The organism is Shewanella mangrovi, assembly GCF_000753795.1.
Taxonomy (GTDB): Bacteria; Pseudomonadota; Gammaproteobacteria; order Enterobacterales; family Shewanellaceae; genus Shewanella; species Shewanella mangrovi.
On record NZ_JPEO01000007.1, the window covers coordinates 89,779 to 102,319 of the forward strand.

7 protein-coding genes are annotated in these 12,541 nt (G+C 48.8%); 1 reads left to right on the top strand and 6 read right to left on the bottom strand.

What is annotated here, in order from left to right; translation table 11 throughout:
• Positions 1-35: 35 nt before the first annotated feature.
• Genes HR45_RS11170 through HR45_RS11195 form a run of 6 tightly spaced genes read right to left on the bottom strand, consistent with a single transcriptional unit; the run spans position 36 to position 11,197 of the window.
• Positions 36-1,016 (bottom strand): family 8 glycosyl hydrolase, encoded by a 981-nt coding sequence (locus tag HR45_RS11170; protein ID WP_037442968.1) that lies wholly within the window; start codon positions 1,014-1,016, stop codon positions 36-38.
• Positions 1,013-1,477, bottom strand: a complete 465-nt coding sequence (gene bcsD / locus HR45_RS11175) for a cellulose biosynthesis protein BcsD (RefSeq protein WP_037442969.1) — start codon at positions 1,475-1,477, stop codon at positions 1,013-1,015. Before bcsD ends, HR45_RS11170 begins: the two co-directional genes overlap by 4 nt.
• Entirely contained in the window at positions 1,470-5,744 is a 4,275-nt protein-coding gene (locus HR45_RS11180) for a cellulose biosynthesis protein BcsC (RefSeq protein WP_037442970.1), read from the bottom strand. Before HR45_RS11180 ends, bcsD begins: the two co-directional genes overlap by 8 nt.
• Complete coding sequence (bcsA, locus tag HR45_RS11185; RefSeq protein ID WP_052074699.1) at positions 5,737-10,062, bottom strand: UDP-forming cellulose synthase catalytic subunit; 4,326 nt, start codon at positions 10,060-10,062, stop codon at positions 5,737-5,739. Before bcsA ends, HR45_RS11180 begins: the two co-directional genes overlap by 8 nt.
• An 11-nt stretch (positions 10,063-10,073) precedes the next feature.
• Positions 10,074-10,859, bottom strand: a complete 786-nt coding sequence (gene bcsQ, locus HR45_RS11190) for a cellulose biosynthesis protein BcsQ (RefSeq protein WP_037442971.1) — start codon at positions 10,857-10,859, stop codon at positions 10,074-10,076.
• A complete protein-coding gene (locus HR45_RS11195; protein ID WP_037442972.1) occupies positions 10,856-11,197 on the bottom strand; it encodes a hypothetical protein in 342 nt (113 codons plus the stop codon). Before HR45_RS11195 ends, bcsQ begins: the two co-directional genes overlap by 4 nt.
• A 437-nt stretch (positions 11,198-11,634) precedes the next feature.
• Between HR45_RS11195 and HR45_RS11200 the strand changes: the two genes are divergently transcribed.
• Positions 11,635-12,540, top strand: a complete 906-nt coding sequence (locus HR45_RS11200; RefSeq protein WP_037442973.1) for an AAA family ATPase — start codon at positions 11,635-11,637, stop codon at positions 12,538-12,540.
• Position 12,541: the final 1 nt, after the last annotated feature.

Consider the following 12,541-nt stretch of genomic DNA (forward strand, 5'->3'; position numbering starts at 1 on the left):
ACAGATATTGCTAGTCGTCGCTAGCGATGCGTCAGTTATTGTTTTTCAGCTAACTTACTCAGTAACAATAAAGAAGCACTGTAGTAATCGTCGTCCGCTGATAAATCCGCAGAAATCGACTGACCGCTGAGTAACGCTTTTATTGCCAGAATGCCCTGAGACGCAGCATAAGGCGCAACTTCACTGGTACGAACGTCTATCCAAGCCGGTGGTTTGGCGCCCCCCGCGTTCCAGAACTGCTTAATCGATTGCAATGCGGGATCATCACCGAGACCGGCCCAACTAAAATACAGACCGACGCGAATCGCATCAAAACTAAAACGGGTTGGCCAATGCGGTGACGGTGTCATTTTGCCTTTGTTGGTCAGACGAATCCAATCTGCTGGTAATTGTGCATCACCGAATTTGGCTAATGCTAACAGCTGCTCCCCGCTATCAGCTAATGCGCGCCACTTAGGTTGATTATCTTCCGCCGCAAATGCCAGTAGTGCGGGCATCACCCAATACGATAAATTAATATCGATATACCCATTACCAGTAAAACCGTTAAGTCCCGGCAGTAACACCAAATGCCCTGCATACTCGTGCACCATATTATCCAGTACCGCATTGCGTATGCGACGGGAGGCATTGAGATAGTTACTGTTTTGCCATTTACGGCCACCGTTTAACAGTGCCCACGCAATTAACAGATCACCATCCGACGCATTATTACTGTCGGTAATATGGGGTTTCACACTTGGATCATATTTCCAAGAAAACAACGGTAGATCATGCCGTCCTAAAGTCTTCCTTGCCCAACGCCAAAGCTGGTTGAAGCTATCTTGATCATCATAGGCAACGGCTAACAACATACCGTAGCCTTGCCCCTCTGAGTGACTTATGCCGTTATTACCAGTGTCAATTACCCGCCCGTCATAGGCGATGAATCGACTCTTGTACTGTTGCCAATCATCACTGGCGAGCAGATTGGCGCTTACCAACAGTCCCAACAACAGGCTGATGACTCGGATCATGCTTGCTCCTGATTTTTATATTCAAAAATCATTGGGTTGCCTGATTGCATAAACATCACCTTAGCCGTGGCATCCCCGCCCTGCTGTTCTAACACAGCGCTATAAAATCCTTCTAACAGCAGGCTTAAGGCGACATAAGCATGACTGTCACAACGCCCATAAGGTACAGGCGTATGGTAATGTTCAAGATAAAGCTTGTCTTGCTTGAGTCCAATATCGACGTAGCCCCAGTCGAGCTCGTACCAAAAGTCATTGAGAAACTTATTCAGCGCGGCTAATGACGGCTGAACATCTAGCCTTAATGAACGAGCCATCTCCTCACCGGTTCGCTGCATCAATAACTGCTTCTGCGCCGGTTCCAGTGTCGCCAGTACGCTACTCAATGAATCAATAACTAAGCGCCATTGCTTACTACAGTGTTGCTGTTCTAGATAACGCATCGGCTGACTGCCATTATTCACTTTTTACTCCCAACAAATACTTAAGGTACAACTGCGCAGTGGTTTCCTGATAGTTACCGAAGTTATCAAAACCGACTTTGCCGCCTAAGGTAAATGACGAGGAGAACTCATATTCACCTTGTGCATTTAAGCTCATGCCAAACCCTGTTTTACTGGTGGCCGAATAAACCGACTGTTCAACCAAGTCTAACTGTTGCATCAACTCCAGTAAGCGTTGTAATTGCGGCGCATTCGGGAAGTAGGCCGCGCTTTCTTCAGTAAAGCTTTGGAAACCAGGGGCAAAGTTGACCGCAAAGTTATAATTATCATGCTTTTCTGAGTACTGAATTGGGAATGCAACAGAAACAAAGTCCTGCGGGCTGAAATATCCACCGTGGCCGAAACTATAGTGGCCTAAGTTTTTATCAAAGACCTGCAGTGAAACATGTACTCCGGCTTGCAGTTCGCGCTCGTCATTGCTGATCGGACGCAAATAACCACCCAGCGCCAAATCAAAGGCGGAGTTGCTATCCACATAAGTCCCTTTGTACAGGTAACCGCCAAGATTACCGTACATGCCCAGCATACCATCGTCGAATCCGATACCGACGTTAAGACCATTTTTGGTCACAGCGCCCCACGTTAAGCCGGTCATAGGGTCGATCGTGCCAGCGTAGCTGAGAACACTGTCTGTGACACCGCGGCGTTCTAACCCTAAGTTCAGTTGAGTATTGTTACTGATTTGCGGTGTCCAACTGATGCCGCCCACTAAATTGGTTTTCTCAAACCCCAGCGGCGTAGTACCAATATCTACCGCAAAAGAATCGTTACTGTAGGCAAGATTCAATGCGACACCAGCGTCGTGCTGTGCGGGTGGATTTTGCGCTAAATACGCAACATTATTCATCATGCCCTGCATCGCAGTTGCCAATGATTCGATAGCTGCGCGGTTATTGACAAAGTTACGTTGGAAGCTGTCCACTGAAACGGTATTAGGATCTGTGGCCGAGCCCCAGATATTGTCGCCCTCAAGCACGCTGTCCAGCAGTGTGCGCTGTTCGCTGCTGAGGTTGTCGATATCAATACCAAAGCGATTAAATAACCGATACCAATCAGATGTACTCCAATCGCCGAGCGTATTGAGTTGCTGATCACTCAGGCTATCAACATCAACGCCAATCGTCTGCAATAGATCTTGCTGAGTCGCAAGCGTAAATGCACGCCAGGCGCGATTAGCATTTATCTGGTATTGCGCCTGTTGTAATGGCGGAATAGTGTCGTCCACATTATCGAGCAGCGTGCGCGCATCGATATAATCAAATGCCGCCTGCTCTATGCTATCGAGCGCTGTCGGCAAATCATCTAGGTTATTATTTACGGTTTGTGCACCCTCAGCCACCACGCCAGTACCAAAGCGGTTAAAACCGGAAGACAAGGTGCCACCATTGAGATACGTCGGTGTCACGCTGAACTTCAAACGACCATTACCCACTTGGGTTTCCATCGAGGTTGGCGTCGTCACCATCGCCATCTCGCCTAAACCACTTTCGCCGTTGCGAGACTTAAACTCCATCCCGGTTTGCAGCACAGTAGCGTCATCACGTTTGATATCGGCCATCATGGCATCAATCTGTTGTGCTAACGACGGTTCACCCGCAAGCGCCTTACCATCCCAACTGGCCAGCTCCATTTCAGGGGCATCGCTTCCTGGTAACCATTGTGGTCGGCGCCAAGGGTTATCATCCGCATTTTTAGCAGTAGACTTCTGGCCCGCGGTTGCAAACGGGTTGGCAAATCCGGGCTTACTGCCACTGGCCATTAGCCATGGCTGAGCCGGTTCATCCTGGAATAACTGCTGACGCGACTGGCTGAGCAGTTCCATCGCTCGGCTGTTATCGCCTTGAGCTCGTGCCACTTTCGCCGCCAGCAACAACATTTCTGGCTGCTGCGCCTTATCCTGTTTCAGTGACTTGATCATCTCATCAGCTTGATCGAGTTCATCAATCGCAATTGCGGTATCAACTGCACCTTTAATGGCGTCATCACTCTCAGGATTATGCTCCACGGCGTAACGATAGATCTGTAATGATTTTTTGCCCTTGTTGCCAGATAGGTACAAACGCGCCATGGCTAACAGCAAACTTTCATCATTCGGCGCGACACGCAAACGCTGCGCTAACAAATCATATGCAGGCGCAAACTCATCCTGCTGACGCAATTTATCTGCTTTCGCAACCGTGATGGCATTACGAATTTTTTCAATATCTTGCCAATCAGCAGGGGCGAGATCTCGACGTTGCGTCAACTTGGTCAGCAATGTCTCGGCTTCGTCATCGGCGCCCGCTTTAATCATAACGAGGATTTGCTGCAAATAATCGCCAACCGCCGCTTTCGGCGCTTGTTGATTGTGCTGCCGTATCAGCAACAAGGCCATGCCCGGCTCACCGTTATCAAACAGCACGGCAGCCACTTCCCCCACCCCTGATGCTGACTTGGGCGGATGGTTGTAGAGATCCATCATTAATTGACGAGCGCCTTCACGGTCACCCACCGACTGACGGCGTTCGATTTCAGCCAAACGCGCTCTTAACGTCAGACTTTCCATTAATTCGCGTTCGGCTTCGTTACGCTTGGTCGCTGGAATCGCCTGCAGGAACTTAATGGCGTCATCCCAACGCTGTTGGTCTTTGGCAAACAAGGCAGCAACATAGCTGTCGTCATGCGTGCCAAACTGATCCACACCCCGACTAATTAATAGGCGTGCGGCCAAACCTCGGCCAGTTTTGTTCAGCAATCGCGCCAAATCCAACCGCACCCACGGATTTTCCGGTGCCAATGCCGCCGCTTGTCGCAAGGTTGCTTCAGATAAAATGTCAGATTCTGAGGCTGCTCTATCGCGCAATACCATGGCTTGGCTGGAGGCCAAGTCGCCCAACTGGCTTTGTGCCGATTCAGGAAGTTGGCTAGAAAGCGTTGACGCTTCGTCCCAGCGTTGCTGTTGGCGTAAAACGTCGACCAGCCCAATGCGCGCTTGTAGATCTTTATCATCTTGCTGCAGCAGTTTGCGGTAAACCACTTCGGCGTCATCTAAACGTTTCTGCTGCTGTAAAATTTCGCCTTGCAGTATTTTGGCATCATGCGCACGCTTATCATCCAGCTCCGCTAATGGCTGCAGAACAGTAAGTGCTTCGTCATATTGCTTGGCTTTTTCAAGCGAACGCGCCTTAGCCAGCTCGCTGTAGAACGCAGCACTTTGATAGGCTTGGCGCCACTGGCCCTGCTTACTTGGTGCCATCTTCATAGCACGAGAAAGATGCTCAACCGCCGCAGAAAATTGGTTACGTTTCAACTCTATCAAACCAAGGCCTGCAACTGACTCGGCATCCTGCTTATTGATTGCCAGCGCCGCCTTAAATGATGTTGTCGCATTGGCGTAATGGCCTTCACGATATTCTCGGTAGCCGACTGCACGATGACGTTCAGCCTGCTGCATCGGTGTCAGCGTGGTCTTTTGCTTATAATATTCGCCAACCGCCGTATCATTTGCGTGATTCTGCAGATAGGCATCGTACAGCGGCTTATCGTCAGGTGTTGCGGCCAACCATAACAAAGCGTTCCGTAATGCCTTATCCGCTTCGGCGTCTTGTGCCGCGTATTTTTCAAGCATCTTGATGCCTGCACGACGCGTTTCTTCACGATAGGTCAGCACTTCTGCGTAAGCAACGGCAGCACGGGTGCTGTTAGGCTGAGCTTTAGCCAGCTGCTCCAGCCCATTTTTTGCTGGTGTCCAGCCTTCTTTGGTCGCTGACAGTGTTTGGTAATATTCAATCGCAAGGCTAATTGGCGGCGTATCGCCGCTGAACAGTGTTTGATACTTGGCAATGGCATCTTGGTATTGGCCGTTTGCCGCAAGTAGACGGGCTTCTTTTAGTGCACTGTTATCAACATTGGCGGCCTGCGCCACTTTCAGCTCTTGTAAACGGGCATCGTCGGGTGCGATTTGCCGAATTTGACCAGCTAAGCGCTGCGCTTCGGCATTATTTCCTTCTTGCAGTGCAATAAGTGCTAAGCGGTATAGTGCTTCTGTATTGTTTGGCGCGGCCACCAATACACGATTCAACGCATCTTTTGCCAAATCTTGGCGCTGTTTGCCTTGCCAAAATTCTGCCTGCTGGAATAGCGCCTGAATTTCCGCGCCTTGATTGCCGACATCATCTGCTGCAATCGCATGTTGTATCGACGCTGCCAGCGTCGATACTGTAAAAGTAAGGAGGACTAATTTATTCATGATCTTGTTTTTCCACCTTTTGTAAACGCTCGTGAGCATGTCGACGCAGAATTGGGTAAATCAGCGTTGCCGCTAATAGAATACCGCCTAACATCAACACCAGTAATAACAATACATGGCGACCGAAATACCAACGTAAGCTCATATCCCAGCTCATTTCTCCGCTGCCATTTTGTGGCCCAACGCGGAATGCCTTCAACTGATGCGCGTTAAAGACCAACAAATCCCCTCGGGCAGCCTTGGCCGCCTGCGGACTTGAAAGATCTTCAACCACAGTTGGCAGGTGATTAGCGTCACTGTCTGTTGCCACAACAAAAACACGGCTACTATTTTGCGCCGACAAGTAACTCACAACACCAGAAAAGGTTTCCTGACCATCGAGTTGACGTTTAGCTGACTTTTCCTGACGGCCCCAGTCTCCACCGATAATATTGCTCCACGTGTTGGTCAGGCTTGACGGTGTCAATGATAACTTATTATTGGCCACTTCAAATTGCGACGATGTCAGCGTCGGCGCAATGTGCTCCGTGGTGCCCACCACTAACACATCTTTGTCTTTAGCTTCGGCGCTGATATCAAACCCTTGCTGCACACTGACACGGTATGCTGGTAACCCTGTTGACTGCCCCATACGTGCCATCAGCTCTAAAAATGCTTGAACCTCGTCATTTGCAGGCTTAGTTGGCAACATTACCAAGGTTTCCGACAGATCCGCCATCCGCGTAAACGGAAAGCCAGAGCTGACGAAATAAGATAAATTAGGTAGCGCGGTAAAATGCTCTGAACCCGAGAAATCAATGGTTGAAGACGGCAACACCCGGCTGATAATGTTAGTGCCAATGGTTTGCTGACAATCGCTATCTGGATGAACGCGCAGGTCAAAATAAAACTCCAGCTTGTTCTCGCCATAAAGCAAATAAGGCGGAATTTCGATGGTCGCGCGTTGCTGACGAATATCGTTACCCAGCAAGTGCATAACTGACGCCCACACACCAACACTGTTAACCGGTAAAGAGGTCAGATACTTACCGTTTAAGGTCACACTCAATTTAGAACGACGTTCATCAAGCCAATCGCCTTCAGGAAAAAGGTACTGAATTTCCATCTTCATTGGCTTGTTACGCCAGCGGAAAATATCGGGTGGTGCACGAAAGTTAACTTCATTAGCGCCGTGATAAATGCCTTTAGCGGTTAGCGAAAACTCGTCAGTCAGTTCGCCCAGTTTCACCTGTTTACCGGTAGCAACCCAATTTGGCGCATCATTGGCCTTTCTTGCTGGAATAGAGATAGGGGTTACCAGTTGGTGATCGCCCGCCATCTCCGCACCACTGACCAGATAGTCAGCGGCTTGCTTAAGTTCAGTGGCATTGCGCCCCATCACTAGCAGCACTTTGTACAGCGGCGTAAGCGGGTTATTAATCACTCTAAGTTCAGGGCCATTAACCGCTGGTAAGGTAATCCCCGCCAACTTATTGCCGACCACAAAAGCGATGGCATTTTGGTTGGGTAAACTGTTATTCACAACCGGGAAACTGACCTTGCGAAAACGCGCTAAACTTCCGAAATAAGAAGCGACCACAGCACTGCTTTCATAGACTTCGGCAGTAGCATCGTCGGTGATCACCATCGGAATTGACACTTGGCGCATCATGCCCGCATCAAAAAATGGCTCCGGAAAATCACGAAGATTATTTGGTCGCGATAGACGCAGCAACTGCAAATCGATCGCTGAGTTGTTATCAATGATGACTTCATTGCGGTGCTGCTCGGTTAGATCTTCTGTGGTACAGGTGATTGATTCCTGCCCGATAATACGAAACGTCAGATCATTCTCACTCACAATCAGTGCAGGTTGCAGTTTGATATCCGCGGTAAATCCGTCAGCACTAAAGGTATCCAGCTCAATGTTCTGCAGGTGTTGTCCATTAAGCATCACCTCTAAGTAACTGTCTTTTGGAAATTGTGACTGCGGATAGCTGATTGACAACTTTAACGACGCTGCAGCAGCGACTTCATCTTTGCGAATAGAAAAATGCACGCCGATATCGTTGCCGTTACCGCTCACCGAGATGGGGCCAAAAAAACCCGCATCGCGAAAACTTATCGTCTGATCAAACTGGCCCTCAGCGGCCCATGCCCGGTTAGCCACAATTGCCACCGCCAAGCCTATCACTGTAATCAGTGCCAGTCTGAACTTCCAACTGCCAAATAAGCTACGACGCCAACGCAGCCAACCAGAGTTGGTTGAGCCGGATGAGAACAAGCCCATCACTGCACGCAAAACACCGCCAAAAGATTTGAACGGGTTATCCGCTGGATGCTCATGATCAGCAACCCAAGCGTCGGCGCGGCCCATAACAACATTCACGAGTTTCTTACGTTGGCGAATTGGCAAATCACGGAAATGGAAACGCAGATACTGATTATCGGTAGAAACAGTGCTTACCGGAAATAACAGCGCCTTACCATCGAAGCTAATCTCAACTTCCTCAACCATGGTATCTTGGATACTGCTGCCGAGTGGGTTTTTAAGACGCATACCGCCCATCGACAGATCACAGGTTTCGGACCTCAGAGTTCTGCCGTTGGCCATATAAAGTACAGCAGGGAGAGAAATATCGACCCGCACCGTATTGCGCACTTGCTTGGCTTCTCGAGCTACCGCAACGGCGGCCAACAGGATAATAACGTTCAGGCCTGCCCAAACGAGGTTTAATCCGAGAACAAAAGGTTGAATAGCAAAGTCTTCATTAAAGACCATGCGGACACCGCCCCATAAAATCCCTGCGATCAACAAGGCAAGCGTCACTAGATGAGGTCTTACGGCTTCGTAGTCAAAGTAACCATCTCGCAGCAAACCGCCCTTTTCGGTTACGTTAAACTTACCCTTAGACGGATCCCATAACGCCGCGAGTGTTGGACGAATGAGGGCAAATGCCAGTACCGTCTCATAGATTTCACCCCAGAAGCTGTAACGATAGCGTCCTTGCAAAATGGAGTTGGTGTATAACGCATGAAACAGATGCGGCAATGCGTACGCCAGCAATAACTCCGGCGATGCAGCAATAATATTGAGTCCGAACAGCAGATAAGCCAAAGGTGCGGTGACGAACACAAAGCGCGGTAGCGGGAACTGGAAGTGCATCATCGCATTGAGATAACACAAACGCTGTCCGAGTTTCAGACCTTTGCCCAATAACGGGTTGTCGACTCTAAAGATCTGACACATACCCCGCGCCCAACGAGCCCGCTGGCCGATATGTAACGACAAACGTTCGGTCGCCAAACCTGCCGCTAATGGAATCCCCAAAAATGCGGTATCCCAACCTTTACGTTGCAGTTTCAACGCGGTATGCGCATCTTCCGTTACAGTCTGTACGGCGAAGCCTTCGGTTTCATCCAGCGCAGTACGTCTGATGACAGCGCATGAACCGCAGAAAAACGCCGCATTCCAAAAGTCATTGCCCTTCTGCACCGGCCCATAAAACAGCTCACCTTCACCCGGCATATCGATAGAGGTATGCAAGTTACGTTCAAAGGGATCTGGCGAATAAAAGTGATGCGGCGTTTGCAGCAGCGCCAGTTTTGGCTCTTTCAGAAAGGCCCCGACGGTCGCTTGTAGGAACATGCGTGTCGCAACGTGGTCACAGTCAAAAATACAGATGAGTTCCCCGTTGGTCACTTTCATCGCATTATTGAGGTTACCCGCTTTGGCATGATTATTATCGTTACGTGTGATGTATCCAACCCCAGCGGCAGACGCAAAAGCGCCGAACTCTGGACGTCGACCATCATCGAGTAGATATACACGCAGTTTATCTTTGGGATAATCCAAGTTGAGTGCGGCTAAGACAGTGTCTTGCACAATCGCCAGACTTTCGTTGTAGGTTGGCACATAGACGTCAACCGTTGGCCATAGACTGGTATCTTCTGGCAACGGTACAATTTTACGCTCTAGTGGCCACACGGTTTGAATAAACCCGAGCACCAAAATAATCCAAGCGTAAACCTCAGCTAATAACAAGCCGACACCCAAAATGGTCTCCAACGGCGTGCTATATACCAAGGTGTCGGTTGCGCGCCAGCACAGATAACGAGTGGAAATCACCACACTCATCAACAGCAGTACGAGGCGCGCCCATGAGGTTTGAATCCGGCCGACGATCAACGCTAATATTAGTCCTGAAATACCAAATAACGTTTGGTTTTCAACATCTAATGGCGTTGTCACAATCAACAGCACGATACAGGCGAAGGCTAAAATTGCGACGAAATTAAGCGCCTTTATCGGAGTAAAGGTCTTATTCTGCTTTTCCATGGCGACTATCTCTATCTCAGTGAGAACTTCATAGAATCATGGCCGTAAGCATCTGGTAGCATTCTGCTAATACTACGTGCAATATCTTCCAAATCCTGAATCACGGCAGAGGTGGGGGCATATTCAAAAATTGACTGTAATGACGCCGTTGCTTCGGGAATCGCTTCATCACGATGTACCCGTCCTAACAACGCAGAACCCAGTCGATTTTCAAAAAATTCGGCACAATCGCGATTAAGGCGGCTGCGGATGTAAATCTGATTGATAATGTACAAGGCGCGTTTACCCGCCTCAGCACCAAGATAATGATCTTGTCCTACCAAAGGCATAGTGGCAGCGGAACAACCATCTGCCATCAACACGACTACGCCTAAACCATCCATGCGTTTGACAGCATCCAAACCTGAGCTTGGACCAGTAGGCAAATCAACTAGGGTGATACAGCCGGGCTGATGCAGCAATGAACCTAAACGATGTTCGAGAAAATCTGGCTCTTGACGCAACAGCGTATTGAAGCCTTCACGCTGCGCTTTGGTGGCCTGTCCGTATGGCAATAGCCCTACACCACTCGGTGTTTCGATAATATGCTCACGCCAATCGCTATTGTGTTGCGATTGCGCGACTACACCGCGATGCTCGGCTACAGATAAGCCCATATGTAACCGCAGTGAGTTTTGCACATCCAAATCCAACACCACAACCTGATGACCCAAGCGCTGCAACGCAAACGCTAAATTGGCAGTCAATGTGGTACGACCTACACCGCCCTTGGGGGATGTTAAATAAACCAGATTCATCGGCTAACCTTCTTCAAAATGGCACTAAGTTCTGTCGGCTTATCGGCCGCTGTTTTGAGTTCAGCTTCGGTCGAAGACGGCATGCCGTTCGCTGATAAATGTTGAGGCGTGCTGATATCGCGCACAGATTGTACGTTTGCAGCGGCGAATGCCGCTTTGGGATTTGAAGCCAACGTGGAATTAACTGGCTTAGCGGGCGTTTTGGCGCCGTGCATTAACTCATTTAATAGCGGCCACGCAGACGCCATGACGATATTCTTATCACCAAACGCCTGAAAGTTAAGCTCTTCCTGATCTATTTTCGACTTAAAAGCGCCGATATCGTCATAACTATTCATTTGATTGATACACCCTAATGCAAACGTCTTTTTATATGCACGATACTTGATATAGTTCACAAGAATCGTAAATTTGTTTCAGTGTGTCAAAATTCTGACGCTTAGTAAAGTGCTAGCTTCAATATTTACTTTTAACGCTAAATATCTATTTTAAATACGTTTATTACAACCTTGTAACAAATCCAAATAAATTCCCGTTAAATCCGCCAAGGAGATGGCTTTAGTAAATCAATTACGTAAATGGCAAGCTAACCAAATTCAGGCCGTAACAACATAATGCCAAATTCGTATATATGTTCGATTGGCTTCGCGCCAATCGCTTATCGGTCTATTTTATACATGCCACATTAAACACATTGTATAAGCAAATTACTGCTTCAAGTTACTGATTATAAAACTATACTGTTACAACTTTTTGATGAATTACGGATGTTTAGATGCAGCAACAGACTATCGCTTCCATTACCGCGCAATTACAAAAAGTACTGATTGGTAAACCTCAGGTAGTCAAGCTGGCGCTGACCTGTATTCTTGCCAAAGGCCATCTTCTCATTGAAGACTTACCGGGTATGGGCAAGACCAGCTTATCGCAAGCCTTGGCACAAACCTTGGGCCTCAGCCATCAGCGGATTCAATTTACCAGCGACATGTTGCCAGCCGATATTCTCGGGGTGTCGATTTTTGATAAGCAGCAGGCTGAGTTTGTATTTCACCCAGGGCCTATTTTTCGCCAAATGATTTTGGCTGACGAAATCAATCGCGCCAGCCCAAAAACACAAAGTGCGCTGTTGGAAGCGATGGCCGAGCAGCAAATTACCGTCGACGGTATTACCCACCACCTGCCTAAGCCCTTTTTTGTGATTGCCACACAAAACCCATCAGAGCAATCTGGGACTTTTCCCCTGCCGGAATCACAACTGGATCGTTTTATGATGCGGCTCTCTATTGGCTATCCTTCGTTAGCGGCAGAACTCGCCATGCTCAAAGGTGACGATAGTAATATCAGTGCTTTGCCACAATGCATCGATCCGTTAACACTGAGCGAAATGCAACAGCGATGTGCGGCCGTTACAGCATCTGACGCCCTACTCAATTATTTACTGGCATTAGTCGATGAATCGCGCAATCTCACTGAGGGGTTTGGTCTATCCCCTCGGGCGAGTAAGGCGCTGTTAGCCGCAGCAAAGGCATGGGCATTCCTAGATGGGCGAGAATATCTGGTGCCAGAAGATGTGCAGGCAGTATTTACCTCTGTCGCTGAACATCGCATACGTCAGACCAGCCAGGCCCAGGGGGAGCAGCTATCTGCCAAGTTACTGGCCAGCGTGAATCCAATTAGGTGAT

What these genes read in the sequence shown, in the direction of transcription:
- bcsA (WP_052074699.1), bottom strand. Translation starts at nt 10,062, where the DNA reads ATGGAAAAGCAGAATAAGACCTTTACTCCGATAAAGGCGCTTAATTTC.
- HR45_RS11180 (WP_037442970.1), bottom strand. Translation starts at nt 5,744, where the DNA reads ATGAATAAATTAGTCCTCCTTACTTTTACAGTATCGACGCTGGCAGCG.
- HR45_RS11195 (WP_037442972.1), bottom strand. Translation starts at nt 11,197, where the DNA reads ATGAATAGTTATGACGATATCGGCGCTTTTAAGTCGAAAATAGATCAG.
- HR45_RS11200 (WP_037442973.1), top strand. Translation starts at nt 11,635, where the DNA reads ATGCAGCAACAGACTATCGCTTCCATTACCGCGCAATTACAAAAAGTA.
- bcsQ (WP_037442971.1), bottom strand. Translation starts at nt 10,859, where the DNA reads ATGAATCTGGTTTATTTAACATCCCCCAAGGGCGGTGTAGGTCGTACC.
- HR45_RS11170 (WP_037442968.1), bottom strand. Translation starts at nt 1,016, where the DNA reads ATGATCCGAGTCATCAGCCTGTTGTTGGGACTGTTGGTAAGCGCCAAT.